This window comes from Variovorax paradoxus (genome assembly GCF_009755665.1).
Taxonomy (GTDB): domain Bacteria; phylum Pseudomonadota; class Gammaproteobacteria; order Burkholderiales; family Burkholderiaceae_C; genus Variovorax; species Variovorax paradoxus_G.
In genome coordinates this window covers 425,244-445,251 of the sequence record NZ_CP046622.1, presented here as the reverse complement: position 1 = coordinate 445,251, position 20,008 = coordinate 425,244, and the positions used below count along the sequence as shown (strand labels likewise).

The window sequence follows — 20,008 nt, the reverse complement described above, 5'->3', positions numbered from 1 at the left end:
GGACTATCATGTTCGGTTGCCCTCGGACGATCGAACCCTTGAAATCCCCCGCAACTGACAACCCGGAACGCGACGCCTACCTGGGCGCCGTGCTCGCGCAGCAGCGCATCAGCATCCGCGGTGCGCGCACCCACAACCTGAAGAACGTCGACCTCGACATTCCGCGCAACAAGCTGGTGGTCATCACCGGCCTGTCGGGCTCGGGCAAGTCGAGCCTGGCTTTCGACACGCTGTATGCCGAAGGGCAGCGGCGCTACGTGGAAAGCCTCTCGGCCTATGCGCGGCAGTTTCTGCAGCTCATGGACAAGCCCGACGTCGACGTGATCGAGGGCCTCTCGCCCGCCATCAGCATCGAGCAGAAGGCCACCAGCCACAACCCGCGCTCCACCGTGGGCACGGTGACCGAGATCCACGACTACCTGCGCCTGCTTTATGCACGCGCCGGCACGCCCTACTGCCCCGAGCACCACCTGCCGCTGCAGGCGCAAACGGTGTCGCAAATGGTCGATGCCACGCTTGCCATTGCCAATGAGCCGCGCCTGATGATCCTCGCGCCCGTGGCGCGCGAGAAGAAAGGCGAGTTCCTGGAGCTCTTCGCCGAAATGCAGGCCGCCGGCTACGTGCGCTTCCGCGTCGACGGGCAAACCTACGAATACAACGACCTGCCCAAGCTCAAGAAGACCGAGAAGCACGACATCGACGTGGTGATCGACCGGCTGCGCGCGCGCCCCGACATGCAGCAGCGCCTGGCCGAGAGCTTCGAGGCGGCGCTGCGTCTTGCAGAAGGCCGCGCCATTGCGCTGGAGCTGGGCGCCGAGGGAGCGCCCGACAAGGAGCACCTGTTCAACGCCAAGTTCGCGTGCCCGATCTGCCACTACTCGCTATCGGAACTGGAGCCGCGCCTTTTCTCGTTCAACTCGCCCGTGGGCGCCTGCCCGAGCTGCGACGGCCTCGGCCACCGCGAGGTGTTCGACCCGGCGCGCGTGGTGGCCTTCCCGTCGCTCTCGCTGGCCAGCGGCGCCATCAAGGGTTGGGACCGCCGCAACAGCTACTACTTCAGCATGATCGAGAGCGTTGCGAAGCACTACAAGTTCGACGTCGACGCGCCCTTCGAATCCCTGCCCGCCTCGGTGCAGCAGGTGCTGCTGCACGGCTCGGCGGCCGAAGAGATCAAGTTCAACTACACCATGGAATCGGGCAACTTCGCGGGCAAGAAGCTCACGAAGAAGCACCCCTTCGAGGGCATCATCCCGAACATGACGCGGCGCTACCGGGAGACCGATTCGGTGATGGTGCGCGAAGACCTCGCGCGCTTTCGCAACCTGCAGCCGTGTCCCGACTGCGGCGGCTCGCGCCTCAGGCCCGAGGCGCGCAACGTATTCCTGGTCGATGAATCGAACCGCCCCGCCGATGGTGGCGAGCCGCCGCGCATGGCGATTTTCGAATTGAGTCATCTCACGCTGCGCGATTCGCTCGCCTGGTTCCAAAACCTGAAGCTGCGCGGTGCCAAGGCCGACATCGCCGACAAGGTGGTGCGCGAGATCGGCTTGCGCCTCAAGTTCCTGAACGACGTGGGCCTGAACTACCTGAGCCTGGACCGCAGCGCCGAAACGCTCTCGGGCGGCGAGGCGCAGCGCATCCGCCTGGCCTCGCAAATCGGCTCCGGCCTCACGGGCGTGATGTACGTGCTCGATGAGCCCAGCATCGGCCTGCACCAGCGCGACAACGACCGCCTCATCGGCACGCTGAAGCACCTGCGCGACATCGGCAACAGCGTGATCGTGGTCGAGCACGACGAGGACATGATCCATGCCGCCGACCACGTGATCGACATGGGCCCCGGTGCCGGCGTGCACGGCGGCCGCGTGATGGCGCAGGGCACCTATGCCGAGGTGTCGGCCAACCCCGACTCGCTCACTGGCCAATACCTTTCGGGCACCAAGAAGATCGAAGTGCCCAAGCACCGCACCGCCTGGCTGCCGGTCGTGAAGAAGCCGGCCTTCAACGAAGGCAAGAAGGCCTCGCGCTTTCCGCCGAGCCCCGCCGCCGAACGGCGCGCCGCGCGCGAAGCGGCGCACCTTGCCTCGCAGACCGACCTGCAGGAAATCCGCGTGGTCGGCGCCACCGGCAACAACCTGAAGAACGTGAGCGTGGCCTTTCCGGTCGGTCTGCTGACCTGCGTCACGGGCGTTTCGGGCTCAGGCAAATCGACTCTGGTGAACGACACGCTCTACACCGCCGTGGCGCGCACGCTCTACCGCGCGCACGAAGAGCCGGCCGCGCACGAGTCGGTCGAGGGCATCGAGTATTTCGACAAGGTCATCAACGTCGACCAATCGCCCATCGGCCGCACGCCGCGCAGCAACCCGGCCACCTACACGGGCCTGTTCACGCCCATTCGCGAGCTGATGGCCGAGACCAACACCGCGCGCGAACGCGGCTACGGCCCGGGCCGCTTCAGCTTCAACGTGGCGGGCGGCCGCTGCGAGGCCTGCCAGGGCGACGGCGTGGTGAAGGTCGAGATGCACTTTCTGCCCGACGTGTACGTGCCCTGCGAGGTGTGCCACGGCCAGCGGTACAACCGCGAGACGCTCGAGGTTCAGTACAAGGGCAAGAACATCGCGCAGATCCTCGAGATGACGGTCGAGGTGGCGCACGAGTTTTTGAAAGCCGTGCCGACCATCGAGCGCAAGCTGCGCACGCTGCTCGACGTGGGCCTTTCATATATCAAGCTCGGCCAGTCGGCCACCACGCTCTCGGGCGGCGAGGCGCAGCGCGTGAAACTTGCACTGGAGCTCAGCAAGCGCGACACCGGCCGCACGCTCTACATCCTGGACGAGCCGACCACTGGCCTGCACTTTGCCGACATCGAACTGCTGCTGAAGGTGCTGCACCAGCTGCGCGACGCGGGCAACACCATCGTCGTGATCGAGCACAACCTGGACGTCATCAAGACGGCCGACTGGCTCGTCGACATGGGCCCGGAGGGCGGCGCCGGCGGCGGCACGGTGGTGGGCGAAGGCACGCCGGAAGACATCGCGGCCAATGAGGCCAGCCACACGGGGCGCTACCTCAAACGGTTGTTGCCGAACTGAGAGCCGATTGAGTGGCAACGCTCAATCGTTCAGATCGCTCAACAGTCCGCGCTGTCCGTTGTCAAACCAGGCTGCATCGAAACCATCGGCCAGCAAGATGGATTTCACACTGCTGGTACCTGCCTTGTTCAGTCGGTCCAGGTACTTCACCAGAGTCTGGGCATCCTCTGTGAGGATATGCGTTAACGATTCGCAGATTGCCTGGGCGATCAGCTTGATGTCGTCCTTGACCGCACTGCGATCGTCGCCAGCATCCCGCTTGATATCTCGCATCAACAAGCCAGCCTGCATGGCGTGATCGATGTTGAATGGCAGCACTTCGAAATTGCGCAATGGCAGATCGGTCACGGCCTGCTTGACCTGAAATTCCGAAGCCGCGACCGCCGAAAGGTACAGCGGCACACCGCGCTTCAAGGCTTCGCGAAGATAGCTGACCGCGACGCGATGGTGAGCGCGCCGGATCAGCCAACGAGATCAGATAGCTCGTATCGAGCAGGATCGCGCTCACTCCTTGCTTCCCCGAAGCTCGTCGACCCAAGTGCCCGCGTCGGGCACATCCCTCCATGCCTTGACCCCGCGTTGGGTGAGGCGATCAAGAGCCTTTTCGTCGAACCGGCTTTCGTGTTCGACAAATTCAAGCAGCCGAGCACCCCGGTATTCACGCGTCACCACGTTGTATTCGGCAACGATTCGGATCATCGCGGGCTTGTACAGACGATTGGTCTTTTCGTCCCGAAGCATTTCACGCGCCGCCTCTACGAGGAGTGCCTTGCCATCAGGCAGGCGAATGTGGGCATTCGGTTTGCTGTGTCCGCCCATGTCTTCGATCTCGCCACGCACATACCGCTCCACGCGAACCCATTGATCTGCATCGTCGGCATGAAAGTCGGACGAGGCGCTGATGACAATCCCCGCTGGCAGGAAATTAGATTCGATGCTCACACGCCACTGACGCCCAGAACGTGCGTTTTTCTGCCATCTCTCGATCACCGCGCGGCGCTTCAAACTCACGCCGTCCATTTGTTGATCGTTGGCCAGCTTTTGCAAGTCGCTCAACAAGACCGGATTGGCAGTGGGTGCTGTCCGGATACCCAGCGACCCATTCACGACAGAGACATCCAGCGCATTTGTATCGACTTCGTTGCCGTCGCCACGCAAAAACTCATCCACGTCCTTGGCAAAGGCACGCAGCACAGACAGCGGCACTCTGTCGGGCGAGATTTCGTATCCCGCCGACTCGTCGTGCAAAGCAATCAACAACTCTTGCGCTTCCATAAGGGCATTCTAGGCGTGCAAGCCGCTTTTTGTAGGGCCACGAAAGGCTCACGTTCCCGACGCGGCTGCACGAATGCGCAAGCCGCGCCACAATCGCGGCCAATGCCCTCCTTCACGCCGCGCCAGTTCGTCCTGCTCGTTCTCCTCACCCTTGCATGGGGCCTCAACTGGCCCGTGATGAAACTCGGCGTGGCGGACTATCCGCCGCTCGCGTTTCGCGCCATTTCCATCTGGCTCGGCCTTCCGGTGCTGGGCCTCGCGCTGGTGTGGATGAAGGTGCCGTTCCGCGTGCCGCGAAGCGCATGGCCCGAGCTGGTGTGGCTGGGCGCCACCAACATGTTCGTCTGGCATGCCTGCATCATTCTTGCGGTGAAGGCGCTCTCGGGCGGGCGCGCGGCAATCCTCGGCTACACGATGCCGGTGTTCTCGGCCGTGATCGGCGCGTTGCTGTTCTCTGCCGTGCTCACGCGGCGCGCATGGATCGGCGTGGGTGCCTGCGCGGTGGGCGTGGGGCTGCTGCTCTGGCACGAGCTCACCGACTTGGCGGGGCGGCCCGGCTACGTGGCGCTCGCATTGGCGGCTGCGGCAACCTGGGCATTGGGCACGCAGCTGCTGCGGCACACCCGCATCGGGCTGCCCACGCTCACGCTCTCGTTCTGGATGACGGCGATGACGGCTGTCGTGATGACGGTGCTCACGCTGCTCTTCGAGCGCGACCAGTGGCGCTGGCCGGGCCACGTGACCTGGGGTTCGATTCTCTATAACGCCGTGCTGATCTTCGGCTTTGCGCACGCGGCGTGGTTCTACCTGGCGCGCGGCCTTCCGCCGGTGGCATCGACGCTGAGCGTGATGTTCATTCCGGTGCTCGGCGTGTTCAGCGGCGCGGTGTGGCTGGGCGAAGTCGTGCACTGGCAGGACTGGATCGCCGTCGCGCTGATGATGGTGGCCATCGCCTCGGTGCTCTGGCCTTCGCGCAGCACCGCCAAGACCTGACGGAGAAGACTCAGGTCGTCGTCTGCACGTGCAGGCGGCTCGTCTTGCAGCGGTGCAGCGCGCGGTAGTGCTCCAGCGGCCGGCCGTTGGCGCCATAGGCAATCGACTCGATGCGCAGCAGCGGCTCGGGCTGCGGCAGGTCGAGCAGCTTGCAGGTTTCGGCATCGGGCAGCACCGCATCGATCCAGCGCTCGGCCCGCACCAGGCGCAGGCCGTATTGCCGGCGCAGCACGTCGTAGAGCGAACGGTCTTCCAGGCGTGCGCGGTGCAGCCCGGGTGCCAGGTCGGCCGGCACAACGGTCTCGACCAAGAGGCGCAGTTCGCCGTCGACGCTGCGCAGGCGCTTGAGCGCCACCACCTGCGTGTCGTCGGCCAGGCCCAGCGACGCGGCCTCTTGCGCGGTGGGCGAGCGCAGTTCCTGCGTGAGGATTTGCGTGCGCACCGAGCGGCCCTTGCGTTCCATCTCGTCGGAGAAGCCCAGCACGGTGGAAACAAAGTCTTCGTCGCGCTCGCGCGCCGACACGAAGGCACCGCGCCCCTTGATCTTGTAGATGAGGTTGTTGCGCACCAGGTCGGCCAACGCCTCGCGCACCACGATGCGCGAAATGCCGAACTGCTCGCCCAGTTCCGCCTCGGAGGGCAGCTTGGCGCCGATGGGCAGCACGCCTTGCAGGATCTGCAGGCGAATGGTGTCGCGAAACTGCGCCCACAGCGGCGATTCGGAGTTGCGGTCGAGCACGGTCGACATGTCGTTGGGACTGTTCACTTTTTAGGCTTGGCCAAGCACTGGGTTGGCCATCAATGATGCATCGAAAGAAGGTTTTTCGCCCGCGGGCACGGCATGAAGGCGTACGTTGTGTCGCTCGCGCAGCGCCGTGGCGCAGGCGCACAGCTCGTTATGGGCATGCACGGCGTCCCAGCCCAGAGCCTCGGCCGCAACAGCCGCAATCTCGGCCAGGGCCGCGTCGGTGACCAGGCCGCGAATGGCCAGCAGCGTGCGGCGAATCACGAGGTCGTCCAGGTGCACCACGCCGGTTTCAAGGCACAGGTACGACAGTTCGGCGGCCGAATAATCCGGCGCATGCTCGAGCGGCACGTCGCCCGACGCCGCAAGGCGCTGCGCCAGCGGCAGCGCCTTGGAGCCGTAGCGCGCCAGCAGGTTCAGCGCACGCGTGCGGTCCATGCCCGACGCGATCATCATCTTCTCGATGAAGCGGTCGGTCGCCGATGCATCGGCCGGCAGCTCCGCACCGCCGCCGATGGGCAGCAGCTCGGTCGATGCGGTGCGCGAGCGGCCCAGCAGCTGCAGCACTTCGCTGGTGGCTTCTTCGGCCAGCGAGCGAAAGGTGGTCCACTTGCCGCCGACGAGGCCGACGATGGCAATGTCGCGCGTGGCATTCGGCGGATCGACCACCACCGAGTGGTCGCGCGAAATCTGGCCCGGCTTGTCGGCATCCGAACGCGCGAGCGGCCGCACGCCAACGTAGGTGTAGACCACGTCGCCGCGGCCGAAAGCCATGTTCGGAAAGACCTCGCGAAGCACGTCGATCAGGTAGTCGACCTCCGCCGGCTCGGTGACGATCTGGTCCGGGTCTTCCACCGGAATGTCGGTGGAACCCACCAGCACGCGGTCCAGAAACGGGTAGACGATGCACACGCGCCCATCCACCGCCTCGAAGTAGGCCATGCGGCCGTCGAGCGCGTCGCGCAGCGCCGGATGGTCGAGCACCAGGTGCGAGCCCTTGGTGCCCATCACGCGCGGGCCGGCACCACCGAGCACCGCCGCGCTGCGGTCCAGCCACGCGCCGGTGGCGTTCACCACGGTGTCGGCGGTTACGCGTACGAGCGCGCCGGTGATCTCGTCGCGCAGCGTAAGGATGTTGCCCGCGCAGCCCATCACGCGGCAGTAGTTCGCGGCCGCGGAGCGCGGCTGGTCGCGGCAGGCATCGCCGATGAGTTCGAGAATGAGCCATTCGGGATGGCTGATCCACGCGTCGAAAAAGGTGGCGGTCCAGCGGATGGCCGCGCGGAACAAACCGCGGTCAGCCGAGGGCACGCGGCTGATGCGGTGGCCGGGCATCACGCGCTGGCGGCGCCCCAGCAGGTCATACAGCCGCAGGCCCAGCGCCACGGCCAGCAGGCCGCGCGTGCGCTGCGGCGGCGTGCGCCCGAAGAACTTGAGCGCACTGCTCATCAGCCCGCCGAAGAAGTTGGCAAGCGGCACCACCGTCTTGAGCGGCCGCACCAGATGCGGCGCATTGCGCAGCAGCAGGTTGCGCTCGCGCGTGGCTTCGGCCACCAATGAAAAGCTGCCGCTCTCCAGGTAGCGCAGGCCGCCGTGGATCATCCGCGAGGGCGCGCTGCTGGCGCCGGCGCCAAAGTCGCCCTTGTCGACGATCAGGCAGTCGACGCGCTGCAGCGACAGGTCGCGGAACACGCCGACGCCGTTGATGCCGGCGCCCACGATCACAGTGGAGAAATGCCGCCCCGCCAGCGAGGCGGGACGCACGAAGGGCAATTGCCAAGCGCTCATAGAAAAACCTCCGCGCTGCGCGCTGCGGTGCGAGCGTCTTCGGGCAGCCGGGCGGCGCTCATCTCGCGCCTCCCGCAAGGTGGGTGAATACAGGTGACATGCTGTCGATCAGTTCGTTGAAACCGGCGTTGAAATCCGCATGGGCGCTGGCGTCCCGTGCATTGGGTTCGATCACTTCGCAAGGCGCGAGCAAGGGGCTGCCCTGGGCCGCGTCGTCGAGGCCTTGCGACATGGCCGCGTAGATTGCGGCGCCGCGCGCGCCGGTCTCGTCGTCGGCACAGCGCTCGACCGGTCGGCCGAGAAAGGCCACGAGCAGGCGCACGAGGCGTGCATCGCCCGCGCCGCCGCCGAGCACCGTCGTTTCGCCAACCGCGAGGCCGGCCGCGGCAAGGCGCGCCGTGTGCCGCGCATGCAGTGCTGCAACGGAATCGACCACGGCACGCGCCATGTCGGCGCGCGTGTGATGGCTCTTGAGGCCCACGAAGCCGGCAGTCACGCCGCCTCCGCCATTGACGAAGGGAAGAAAGCGCAGGCCGCCGGCGCCGAGCGGCACCGTCATGGCCAGGTCCACCACCGCGCGTGAATCGGGCAGTGCGAGCACGCCCGCCAGCCAGGCGATGTTGGCCATCGAAGACGGGCTGTTCTCCATGTAGAGCCGCTCGTTGGTGTGGCCGAAATTCACGATGGCTGCGACGGCGGGCTTGGGCTCCAGCACCGGCCCGACCACGGCGTTGACGCACCAGGTGCCGAACACCGATACCGCGCGGCCGCGTGCCTCCGCGCCAATCGCCGTCATCGAGGCGAGCAGGTCGATGGCGCCCGTCGCCACCGGAATGCCCGCGGGCAATCCGCACAGCGCCGCCTCCGAAGGCCGCAGTTTTCCGATGACGGTGCCGCTCGGCACGATGGGGCCGAAGGCATGCGCGCCAAGCTCCGCAATGCCCGACGCATCGAAAGCCGCCTGCGACCAGTTGCCGGTGGCAAGCGACGCCAGCCCGGCGGTGCTCGCATCGCTCGCGTCGGTCGCAATTTCGCCGGTGAGCAGAAAACCGAGGTAGTCCTTGGCGAACAGCAGGCGGCGCAGCTCGCCGCGCTGCACGGCGTCCGCGCCCAGCAACTCGGCGGCGATCACCGTCGGCTGCCCGGGCCAGGGGCTGCAGCCCACCTCTTCGAACAACTGCGCGCCATGGCTTGCCGCCAGGGCGCGCGCACGCGCATCGGCGCGCTGGTCGGTGGAGGCGACGGCACGCCCGCCAAGGAGCTGGCCGTTGACATCGAGCGCATAGAGGCCGGCGCCGTGGCCGGTGCAGGCCATGGCGCGAACCTCGGCCGTGCGCGGGCCGAGTTGTCGGGCAACGTCGCGCAGCACATGCGTCAACGCCTCGCGGATGGCGTGCGCGCCCACCTCGCAGCCGCCGCCGGCCAGCCGGTCGTGCGGCAGGGGCATGCGGGACAACGCAACGGTGCGGCCGCTCGCAGCTTCGAGGGCCAGCGCCTTCAGGCTGCTCGAGCCCATGTCGACGCCGATCAATATGTTTGGCTTCATGTCATAACAGCTTCTGCGACTTGAAAGCGGCTTGCCAGTAGCGTTTCCCCTAGTTATCGCGGCAAACAACCCGCGATTACATTCTACCTGTCATAACAACTGTCGTGACAACGAGGTCCCAAAGATCTGCTCTCCAAAGGCAGGTCGCAAGCTCTGCCAGTCAACGCGAGGAGACACAAGATGAGGCGAAATTTCCTGAAGTCCGCTGCGGCCGCCGGTATCGGCCTGGCCGGCACCAGCGCATTTGCGCAGTCCACCCCCACGGCCGCCGCCACCGGATTGCGCGGCAACGCGAACGACGTGTACGTGATGAACGTGATGGTGTCGGGCGTCGAATACTGGTTTCCGGTCTACGAAATGATGAAGCAGCTCGGCCGCACGCTGGGCGTGCGCACGCGCTACACCGGCACGCCCGAGTACGACGTGAACAAGCAGCTGGCCTCGTTCGAGCAGGAGCTGGCGCGCAAGCCCGCGGGCATCCTGCTGCACCCGATGAACCCCGACCCGTTCATCGAGCCGATCAACCGGGCGGTGGCCATGGGCATCCCGGTCGTGACCTTCGCGGCCGACTCGCCCAACTCCAAGCGCGCATCGTTCGTCACCTCTGACAACGACCGCGAAGGCACGCAGGCGGCGGACGCGATTGCCGCGGCGCTGGGCGGCAAGGGCGAATACGCGGTGCTCGAGAACCCCGGTCAGGACAACCACGACCGCCGCATCGCGGCCTTCATCAACCGCATGAAGACCAAGCACGCCGGCATGAAGCTGGTGGGCCGCGCCGCCAGCAACCAGGACCCGAGCAAGGCCTACCAGGCGGTGCTGAGCCTGGCGCAGGCCAACCCGAACCTGGGTGCGCTGTTCATGCCCGAAGCCAACTCGGCTTTGGGTGCGGCGCAGGCCAAGATCGAATCGAAGAAGAACATCCGCGTGATGTGCTGCGACGTGAACGCCAAGATCCTCGACATGATCAAGGCCGGCGACGTGTTCGGCGCCATCAACCCCAACCAGGGCATGCAGGGCTACATGGGCATGATGATGCTGTTCCTGGCCAAGAACCCTTCGCTCATCGACCCGATGAACGACGCCAAGCGCAACGGCACCAATCCCATGTCGGTGCCGTTCCTGGACAACGGCCTGTCGGTGGTCAGCAAGGCCAATGCCGACGACTTCTACTGGGACAAGTACCTCGCGCGCCGCGGCACCAAGGGAATCGGGGAGTGAGCGAATTGCTCGAACTGCGCGGCATCAGCAAGCGCTTCGGCGCTTCGCGCGCGCTCTCGGGCGTGGACTTCTCGCTGCGCGCGGGCGAGATCCACGCCCTGTGCGGCGAAAACGGCGCGGGCAAGTCGACGCTGATGAACATCATCGACGGCATCCACCGGCCCGACGAAGGCGACATCGTTCTCAACGGCAAGAAGGCGGTCATCGACGGCCCGGCGCACGCCATGCGCCTGGGCATCGGCCTGGTGCACCAGGAGATCGCGCTGTGCGCCGACGCCACCGTGGCCGAAAACATCTTCATGCCCGAGATCAACGCGGGCAAGCAGGCCTGGATGAACTACGCCAGCCTGAATGCGCGCGCGGCCGAAGTGCTGGCGCGGCTCGGGCAGGACATAGACCCTGCCGCGCCCGTGAGCGAACTCAGCATTTCAAGCCAGCAGCTGGTGGAGATTGCCAAGGCGCTCACACTCGACTGCAAGGTGCTGATCCTCGACGAGCCCACGGCCGCGCTCACCGACAACGAATCGGCCGCGCTCTTCCGCGTGCTGCACGACCTGAAGGCGCAGGGCATCGGCATCATCTACATCAGCCACCGCATGGCTGAAATATTCACGCACTGCGACCGCGTCACGGTGCTGCGCGACGGGCGCAACGTGCATTGCGGGCCGCTGGCCGGGCTGACGGCCGACGAGCTGGTGCGCCGCATGGTGGGCCGCGAGCTCGGCAACTACTACCCGCCCAAGCAGCAGGGCGCCGAGCCGTCCGGGCCGGTGCTCGAAGTGACCGGCATTGCCGACGGCGAGCGCGTACACGGCATCTCGTTTGCACTGAAGCGCGGCGAGATCCTCGGCATTGCAGGCCTGATGGGCGCCGGCCGCAGCGAACTGGCCGAAACGCTGTGCGGCCTGCGCACCGCCACGCAAGGCACGGTGCGCCTGAACGGCAAGACGCTTTCCATCCGCAAGTACAGCGACGCGCTGCGCGAAGGCATCGCCTACCTCAGCGAAGACCGCAAGGCCGCGGGCGTGTACCTCGACCTGCCGATTGCGCAGAACATCTCTTCGATGGCGCTGCGGCGCGTGAGCTCCGCCTGGGGCCTGCTGCAGCGCTCGGCCGAACACCGCCTGGCACGCGAGCTGGGCGCCAAGCTCAACCTCAAGTCGGACGGCGTGGCCATCGAGGTGTCGAGCCTTTCGGGCGGCAACCAGCAGAAGGTGGCCATTGCCAAGCTGCTGGCCACCAACCCATCGGTGCTGCTGATGGACGAGCCCACGCGCGGCGTGGACGTGGGCGCGAAGTCCGAGATCCACCACATCCTTCGCGAGCTCGCGAACCAGGGCGTGGGCGTGATCGTGATCTCTTCGGAGCTGCCCGAGATCATCGGCCTGTGCGACCGGGCGCTGGTGATCCGCGACGGACGGCTGGCCGGCGAATTGAATTCCAACGAAATGACGGAGGAAGCCCTGCTGCGGCTCGCCTCCGGACTCTGCGAACAGGAGATGGCATGAACTACCCGGCACAACTCGATGCGGGCCTCGCACCCAGGCAGTCAGGAGGCGGCCCCGCAAAACCCACCAACAAGCTCACCAGCATGCGCGAGATGGGCCTGCTGCTGATCATTGCGGTGCTGTGCGTGGCGATGAGCTTTGCGTCGCCCTACTTCCTGACCTGGGAGAACGTGCGCGCGATGCTGCTGTCGTTCTCCATCGAAGGCATCGTGGTGGTCGGCATGACCATCCTGCTGATCGTCGGGGGCATCGATCTTTCGGTGGGCTCGGTGGTCTGCTTTGCGATGGTGGTCACGGGCAAGCTCTTCTTGATGGGCGTGGACCCGTGGCTCGCGAGCCTGGTGGCCATTGGCGCAAGCGGGCTCATCGGCGCAATGATCGGCGGCTGCGTCACCCGCATCGGGCTCAACCACTTCATTGCATCGCTGGCCTTCATGGTGATCGTGCGCGGGCTGTGCCTCGCGCTCACGCAGGGCACGCCGCAGTCGCTGTTCTCGCTGCCGGCCGAGTTCAAGTTCATCGGGCAGGGCACGCTGTTCGGCGTTCCCGCGGTCATCCTGATCTTCATTGCCATCGTCGTCGTGAGCGACTTCGTGCTGCGTCGCTCCACCTTGCTGCGGCGCGTGTTCTACACCGGCAGCAACGAAAAGGCGGCGCTGTATTCGGGCATTCGCGTGGGCCGCGTGAAATTCTGGGTCACGGTGCTGTGCGCTGCATCGGCCGGCCTTGCGGGCGTGATCTACACGGCGCGCTTCGGCGCGGCCACGCCCACCTTCGGCGTGGGCATGGAGCTCAACGTGATCGCAGCCGCGGTGATCGGCGGGGCCAGCCTCAAGGGCGGCTCCGGCACGGTGCTGGGCGCGGTGCTCGGCCTGGCGCTGCTGTCGGTGGTGACCAGCTCGCTGATCCTGCTGGATGTGTCGCCTTACTGGCAGGACGTGATCAAGGGCCTGATCCTGCTCGCGGCCGTGACCATCGACCACCTCCTGAACACGAGAAAGAAGACCAGATGAAGAGCGAGATGAAGAAGACCACGCTGGGCCCGTCGGGCATCGAATGCTCGGCCATCGGCCTGGGCACCTGGGCCATGGGCGGGTGGATGTGGGGCGGCGGGGACAACGCGGCGGCCGTCGTCGCCATCCAGGCCTCCCTGGACGCGGGCGTGAACCTGATCGACACCGCGCCGGCCTACGGCCTGGGGCGCTCGGAGAGCATCGTGGGCACGGCGCTCAAGGGGTGGCGCCACGAGGCCGTGATCGCCACCAAGTGCGGCCTGGTGTGGCACACGCAAAAGGGCACGCATTTCTTCGAGGAAGACGGGCACCCGGTGTACCGCTATCTCGGCCGCGACTCGATCTTCCATGAATGCGAAGAGAGCCTGAAGCGCCTGCAGACAGACTACATCGACCTCTACATCACGCACTGGCAGGACAGCACTACGCCGGTGGCCGAGACCATGGATGCGCTGCTGGAGCTGAAGAAGCAGGGAAAGATCCGCGCCATCGGCGTGAGCAACGTGAGCCCCGAGACGCTTGCCGAGTACCTGCGCCATGGCCCGGTCGATGCGGCGCAGGAGCGCTACAGCCTGATCGACCGCGAGATCGAGACCACGCTCGCGCCCTTGTGCAGCGAGCACAATGTGGCGGTGCTGGGCTACTCCTCGCTCGCGCTCGGCCTGCTTGCCGGCCCGATCGATCCGGCACGCGAGTTCAAGGGCGACGACCAGCGTGCGAGCAATCCGCGCTTCAGCGAAGCCAACCGCTCCAAGCTCAAGGCCTTCTTCGAAGAGCTCGATCCGCTGCGCACGCAACTGGGCTGTTCGTTCGCCCAGTTGATGATTGCCTGGACCATTGCACGTGGCACCGTCTCCCTGGCGCTGTGCGGCGCACGCGTGCGCCAGCAGGCCATCGAGAACGCGGGCGCTGGCGCCGTCGAGCTGGGCGACGACGCCCTGCGGCAGATCGACGCCGCGGCCAAGCGACACCTGGGCGCGCTCGCCTGACCTTTCCCTTCTTTTTCCGACCCCAACAAGGAGTTCTTTCCATGTCGAAAGACAAGACAGCGCGGCTCAACCGGCTGCTGACCAACGGCCGCTGCCTGGACATTGCCCTGGACCACGGCGTGTGCAACGAGCCCTCGTTCCTCGACGGCCTGGAGGACATGCCCCAGGTCATGGACAAGCTCCTGGCCGCCGGGCCCGATGCGATCCAGCTCAACTACGGACAGTCCGACCTGCTGCAGGACCGCCCCGGCCGCGACAAGCCCGCACTGGTGATGCGCATCGACATGGGCAACCCCTACAACGCCACGCTGCACCGCGTGATGTGGGCGCAGCTGCAGAACGAGCATGACCCGGTGCTGCCGGCCGTGCAGCGCGACGCGGCCTGCGTGGTGGTCAACCTCTTCATGCTGCCGAACGAGCCCGACCTGTTTCGCCAGTGCGTGCAGAACATCGCGCGCGTGCGTGCCGACTGCGACCGCTACGGCATGCCGCTGATGATCGAGCCGCTGGTGATGCAGTCGCCCACGCCGGGCAGCCGCTACCAGGTCGACGGCGACGCCGAAAAAATCGTCACGCTGGTGCGCCTTGCGCGCGAAATGGGCGCCGACATCGTCAAGGCCGACCCGACCAGCGACCCTGCCGACTTCCACCGCGTGGTGCAGGCGGCGCGTTGCCCGGTGCTCGTGCGCGGCGGCGGGCGCGAAGACCTGCAGCAGGTGTTCGCGCGCTCGCGCGCACTGCTGGACCAGGGTGCCGTCGGCATGGTGTACGGGCGCAACGTGTACCAGCACGCCAACCCCTCCGCGGTGGTGAACGCGCTGATGGCCATGATCCACCGCGGCGCGAGTGCCAGGGAGGCCTGGGCCCTCTACGAATCGGGCGGCGCCAAGTAAGACAAAGAGCGAGCGCCGGCGCAAGAACCAAGAAGAAATCAGCACGGCAGGCGATGCACCCGTCGCCTGCCGGGGTGCGTCCTGCGCGCGCACTGGAGAGGGGTCGAGCAACGGGTTGCCCTGCGAACTTCTAACAATCTGGAGGCGACGATGAAGATCCGGTATTTCTTGATGGCGTTCCTGGCCCCGCTCGTCACATTGCTGACGCATGCGGCCGTCACCGGGGTCAGCCCGATGACCACCCTCGACAACATGGCGACGGCGGTTGCCGAAGCCATGGCCGACCCGCTCCCGCTGCAGGGGCCGGGCCTCGGCAACCTCACCTACACATCGGCCGAGCTGTTCAAGCCCGTGTCGATGATCACCAGCCCCAACCACCCGCTCGATCCGGCGCACAGCAGCGCCTACGAGTCGCGCGAGGTGCCCGCCACGTACCCCGGCCGCAAGGACTACGGCATGAACGCGGGCATCATGATCAACGGCTACTTCCTCACCTCGTTCGCGCCTGACAGCGGCCTGGGCCCGGGCGGCTTCCTGCTGTACGACGTGTCGAACCCGCGCCAGATCCAGCTGGTCAAGAAGATCTACGAACCCGAGGCCCGCACCAAGGAGTTCCGCGAAACGCACTCCTTCGGCACGGCCAAGATCGGCGGCAAGACGTACGTGGTGCTGCCCAGCATCAACGGAGTGGAGTTCTGGGACTTCACCGACATCAACGACATCAAGCAGGTGAAGAAGCTGGCGCTGCCTGGCGTCAACTCCGGCGACTACGAGAATGTCGCCTGGCAGCTCTGGTGGCAGGCGCCCTACCTGTACGTGGCCTCGGCGGGGCGCGGCATGTTCATTGTCGACGCGACGGACCCGGCAAACGCCGTGGTTGCGAACCGCGGCGCGGGCAAGCCCAACCCGGTGCCCACGGGTGAGCTCGGCAACTTCCGGATCGGCCCGATCTTCACCATGGGCAACCACATGGTGCTGACCGCGATGGAAAGCAACGGCGGGTTCGCGAGCCTCGACATCTCCGACCCGCTCAACCCCAAGGTGCTCGATTCCATTGTGGGCACCACGCCGTTCTACTACGCCACCTGCTTCGACGGCAAGAGCCTGCACGTCTCGACGCGCGGCGGCGGCGCCAAGATGTACAGCTACGACCTGGGCGACCGCTCGCGCTTCGTGGCCGAGGACAACCGGCTGGTCATCGACGAGCAGCTGTACTGCGCCACGCAGGACAACTACGTCATCCAGGGCGCGCAAACGCGCATCCACAAGGTCGACGTGAGCAATCCGCTGAACCATGTGGAGGTGGGCCGCGGCAGCATCTTGCGCGAGGACGACCCGAACTTCTCGCATTCGGACAACGGCCAGGTTGCGATGTTCGGCAACCTCGTCTTCGTGGGCAACGACCACGGCTCAGGCAGCGGCTTCGTCGTGCATGCGGTAGACCCCGACATCACCAAGCCTGAAGTGAAACAGGTTTCGCCGGCCAACGGCGCGAAGCAGCAGGCGCTCACCTCGCGCATCGGCATCGGCATGACCGACAACATCCGCCCCGAGAGCGTCAACGCCAACACCTTCGTCGTGCGCGCGGTGGGCGGCAACACGCTCGCGGGCACCTACAGCGTGCAGCTGGGCATCATCAACTTCCACCCCGAGCAGCCTCTGCAGCCGGGCACCAGCTACGAGGTGTTCCTGCCCGCCAACGGCGTGAAGGACTATGCGGGCAATGCCATCGGCGCCGACTTCAAGTCGGTCTTCAACACCGGCAACGCGACCGACATCAACCTGCAGCACTACTGGACGCTGGCGGGCAACCTCTCCGACCAGATCGGCAGCAACAACGGCACGCCGGCGTCGGGCGATGCGTTCGAGAGCATCGGCATGAACTTCGCGGCGCGCACCGCCGGCGTGCCGCTGAAGAACGACACCGTCGCCACGGTGCTCGGCGGCACCGCCTCGCTGAGCTTCTACATGAAGACCACGCAGGCCGGCAGCGCCAACCCGTGGACCGCGCCCGGGATCTTCGGGCGCGACCAGGCCAACGGCGCGGACGATGTGTTCTGGGGCTGGATCGACGGCAGCGGCTTCATGAATCTCTCGGTGGCCAACAAGGCCACCAACAACCCGGGCACCCGTTCGCAGGCGGCCGTGAACGACGGCAACTGGCACCACGTCGTAATGACCCGCGACGCGGCCTCGGGCGCGCAGACCATGTACGTGGACGGCGTGAAGACCAGCTCCACGGGTCTCACCGGCACCAAGGGGCTGGCGAACAAGTTCCAGGTCATGGGCCAGATCCAGGGCAACACCGATCTGTTCAAGGGCACGCTGGCGGAAGTGCGCGTGTACAGCCGCGTGCTTACCGACGGCCAGGTGGCCACGCTGCGCGGGCAAGCCGTCATCGGGGACCCCGGCATCGGCGGCGGGCCGAAGATCGTCAACGGCCAGCTGGTGTTCGACCCGGCCACGCTCGGCAGCGGCGGCGCGCAGTTCCGCTGGAACTTCGGCGACGGCACGCAGACGGCCTACTCCACCCAGCCGCGCTATACCTACACCTACACGCGGCCGGGCCACTACACCGTGACGCTCACGGTGCGCGACGCGAGCGGGCGCGAGACCTTCTACACCTACAACCTCACGGTGATCGCCCCAACCACGCCGCGGGCGCCCACGCACACCACCAACATCGCGGGCGATGCGAATTCGGTCTACTCGGTCAACCCCGACAGCGGCACGGTCGCCGCCATCGACGCACAAACCCTGGCCAAGCGCTGGGAAGTGCGCGTGGGCGACGAGCCGAAGACGCTGGCGGTGGGCCCCGATGGACGCATCTGGGTCACGGTGCAGGGCGAAGACAAGCTGGTGGCGCTCAGCGCGGCCGACGGCAGCCTCTCGGCCACGGTGCCGCTGGCCTACGGCAGCGGCCCCTACGGCGTGGCCTTCACGCCCGACGGTACGAAGGGCCTGCTGACGCTGGAGAGCAAGTCGGTGCTGATGAGCTTCGACCCGAGCAACGGCGCCACCACCGGCGCGGTCGCGCTCGAAGGCAGCCTGCGCGGCATTGCGGTGAGCTCGGACGCACAGGTGGCGTATGTCACCCGCTTCAAGTCGAAGATGACCGGCGGCCAGTTGCACAAGGTGAACCTGCAGAGCATGAGCGCGATGACCGCCATCGCGCTGCCGGTGGACACCACCACGGTCGACACCGAGAGCCGCGCGCGCGGCGTGGCCAACTACCTGAGCCAGGTCGTGATCTCGCCCGACGGCAGGCGCGCTGTACTGCCTTCGAAGAAGGACAACATCGTGCGCGGCAAGTTCAGGGACGGCAACAACCTGCTGCACGACCAGACGGTGCGCTCCATCCTCTCGCAGGTCAACCTGCAGACCGCCGCTGAAGTGTTCGACGAGCAGATCGACTTCGACGACCGCGCACCCGCGCGCGCCGCGCTGTTCTCTCCATCGGGAGACTACCTGTTCGTGGCGCAGATGGAAGGCAACCGCGTGGCCATCGTCGACCCCTACAGCCGCGCGGTGCGCGGCGAGATCAACGCCAGCAGCGCGCCGCACGGCCTGTACCTGGACGCGGCACGCAAGCGGCTGTTCGTCAACAACTTCCTGGCGCGCTCGGTATCGGTGCACGACGTGGCCCTGGTGCTGAGCTCGGAGACCAATGCCGCAACCTTCCTGCAGAACGTGCCGACGGTGGCGCAGGAGCCGATGGCGGCCGCGGCCTTGCGCGGCAAGCAGGTGTTCTACAACGCCTCCGACCGGCGCATGAGCAAGGACAACTACATCTCGTGCGCAAGCTGCCATGCCGACGGCGGCGACGACGGCATGGTGTGGGACTTCACCCAGCGCGGCGAAGGCCTCCGACGCACCATCAGCCTCATGGGCAAGCGCGGCGCGGGCCACGGCAAGATGCACTGGACCGCCAACTTCGACGAGGTGCAGGACTTCGAGAACGACATCCGCAACGAGTTCGGCGGAACGGGCTTCTTGAGCAATGCCGACTTCGCGGCCACGTCCGATCCGCTGGGCGCGCCCAAGGCCGGCAAGAATGCGCAGCTGGACGACCTTGCGGCCTACCTGAGTTCGCTGAACAAGTACATGCGCAGCCCGGCGCGTGCGGCGGACGGCAGCCTGAGCGTGGAGGCGGTGCGGGGCCAGACCGTGTTCAACACGGCGCAGTGCGCCACCTGCCACACCGGTGGCACCTTCCGCGACGGCCTCAGGCACGACGTGGGCACGATCCAGCTTTCCTCCGGCAAGGGCATCAACCAGCCGCTGGCGGGCCTGGGTTTCGACACGCCTACGCTCTCGGGCACCTGGAACACCACGGCCTTCTTCCACAACGGACAGGCCGCCACCTTGCAGGATGTACTGAGCGGCGGCCACGGCAACGCATCGAGCTTGCCGGCAACGGACGTGGTGGCGCTGCGCGAGTACGTGCGATCGCTGGACACGGCCCCGGCCGTGGTCACGCGCCTGCGCTCCGACCTGAACCCCACGATGTGCGTGAACATCAAGGGCGCGCTCACCACCAGCGGCACCACGGCTGTGCAGTGGCCCTGCGGCAACGCGGGCAACGAGAAGTTCACGGTGAACAGCATCACCGGCGGCTACGTGCAGTTCGTGGCCGAGCACAGCGGGCTGTGCCTGGCGCAGAACGGCACGGCGACCACCAATGCGCCCGTGGTGCAGGTGGCCTGCTCGGCCGGCAACACGGCGCAGTGGAGCCTGGTGGGCGGAAGCATCCGCAACCGCGCCTCGGGCTCGTGCCTGGACGTGCCTGGCGGCGCGACGGCGCAGGACACCGCGCTCATCACCTGGACCTGCAACGGCGGCACGAACCAGAACTGGACCCAGCTGCCCTGACGCGCTGACGTTCCTTGAAAGCCGGCCGCCTCTCGCGGCCGGCTTTTTTTCGTCCTGCCGATGACCTCCG

Annotated in this window: 13 protein-coding genes; 8 read left to right on the top strand and 5 right to left on the bottom strand. The window is 66.5% G+C overall.

From position 1 onward, the window contains the following. Positions 1 to 8 precede the first annotated feature (8 nt). The gene (uvrA, locus tag GOQ09_RS02090) at positions 9 to 3,095 is read left to right on the top strand and encodes an excinuclease ABC subunit UvrA (protein ID WP_157611662.1); all 3,087 of its coding nucleotides are present in this window, start codon (positions 9 to 11) and stop codon (positions 3,093 to 3,095) included. A 21-nt stretch (positions 3,096 to 3,116) separates the two neighbouring features. On the opposite strand, the gene GOQ09_RS02085 is transcribed toward uvrA, so the two are convergent. Further along, positions 3,117 to 3,509 carry a hypothetical protein gene (locus tag GOQ09_RS02085; RefSeq protein ID WP_157611661.1) on the bottom strand — a complete coding sequence of 131 codons (393 nt, stop codon included), beginning with the start codon at positions 3,507 to 3,509 and terminating at the stop codon, positions 3,117 to 3,119. Between the two features lie 90 nt (positions 3,510 to 3,599). Next, on the bottom strand, positions 3,600 to 4,370 hold the full coding sequence (locus tag GOQ09_RS02080) for a hypothetical protein (RefSeq protein ID WP_157611660.1): 771 nt from the start codon (positions 4,368 to 4,370) through the stop codon (positions 3,600 to 3,602). A gap of 102 nt (positions 4,371 to 4,472) precedes the next feature. On the opposite strand from GOQ09_RS02080, the gene GOQ09_RS02075 reads away from it, so the two are divergent. After that, entirely contained in the window at positions 4,473 to 5,363 is an 891-nt protein-coding gene (locus GOQ09_RS02075) for a DMT family transporter (protein ID WP_157611659.1), read from the top strand. Positions 5,364 to 5,373: 10 nt separating this feature from the next. Here the strand turns inward: GOQ09_RS02075 and GOQ09_RS02070 are convergent, their stop codons facing one another. The 3 genes from GOQ09_RS02070 to GOQ09_RS02060 are packed head-to-tail and all read right to left on the bottom strand — an operon-like array spanning position 5,374 to position 9,442. Beyond that, entirely contained in the window at positions 5,374 to 6,111 is a 738-nt protein-coding gene (locus tag GOQ09_RS02070; RefSeq protein WP_431769307.1) for a GntR family transcriptional regulator, read from the bottom strand. Between the two features lie 21 nt (positions 6,112 to 6,132). Then, positions 6,133 to 7,896: a glycerol-3-phosphate dehydrogenase/oxidase gene (locus tag GOQ09_RS02065; protein WP_157611657.1), complete on the bottom strand. Its 1,764-nt coding sequence runs from the start codon at positions 7,894 to 7,896 to the stop codon at positions 6,133 to 6,135. Positions 7,897 to 7,954: 58 nt separating this feature from the next. Then, entirely contained in the window at positions 7,955 to 9,442 is a 1,488-nt protein-coding gene (locus tag GOQ09_RS02060; RefSeq protein ID WP_157611656.1) for an FGGY family carbohydrate kinase, read from the bottom strand. A 180-nt stretch (positions 9,443 to 9,622) separates the two neighbouring features. Between GOQ09_RS02060 and GOQ09_RS02055 the strand changes: the two genes are divergently transcribed. The 6 genes from GOQ09_RS02055 to GOQ09_RS02030 all read left to right on the top strand — a co-directional run bounded on the left by GOQ09_RS02055 (position 9,623) and on the right by GOQ09_RS02030 (position 19,938). Next, positions 9,623 to 10,663 carry a substrate-binding domain-containing protein gene (locus tag GOQ09_RS02055; protein ID WP_157611655.1) on the top strand — a complete coding sequence of 347 codons (1,041 nt, stop codon included), beginning with the start codon at positions 9,623 to 9,625 and terminating at the stop codon, positions 10,661 to 10,663. After that, on the top strand, positions 10,660 to 12,171 hold the full coding sequence (locus GOQ09_RS02050; protein WP_157611654.1) for a sugar ABC transporter ATP-binding protein: 1,512 nt from the start codon (positions 10,660 to 10,662) through the stop codon (positions 12,169 to 12,171). Before GOQ09_RS02055 ends, GOQ09_RS02050 begins: the two co-directional genes overlap by 4 nt. Further along, positions 12,168 to 13,184, top strand: coding sequence for an ABC transporter permease (locus tag GOQ09_RS02045; RefSeq protein WP_157611653.1), 1,017 nt, complete (start codon positions 12,168 to 12,170; stop codon positions 13,182 to 13,184). Before GOQ09_RS02050 ends, GOQ09_RS02045 begins: the two co-directional genes overlap by 4 nt. Beyond that, positions 13,181 to 14,173 (top strand): aldo/keto reductase, encoded by a 993-nt coding sequence (locus tag GOQ09_RS02040; protein WP_157611652.1) that lies wholly within the window; start codon positions 13,181 to 13,183, stop codon positions 14,171 to 14,173. The genes GOQ09_RS02045 and GOQ09_RS02040 overlap by 4 nt, the downstream gene beginning before the upstream one ends. Before the next feature lie 41 nt (positions 14,174 to 14,214). Further along, a complete protein-coding gene (locus GOQ09_RS02035) occupies positions 14,215 to 15,066 on the top strand; it encodes a class I fructose-bisphosphate aldolase (RefSeq protein WP_157611651.1) in 852 nt (283 codons plus the stop codon). Between the two features lie 150 nt (positions 15,067 to 15,216). After that, on the top strand, positions 15,217 to 19,938 hold the full coding sequence (locus GOQ09_RS02030; RefSeq protein ID WP_157611650.1) for a LamG-like jellyroll fold domain-containing protein: 4,722 nt from the start codon (positions 15,217 to 15,219) through the stop codon (positions 19,936 to 19,938). Positions 19,939 to 20,008: the final 70 nt, after the last annotated feature.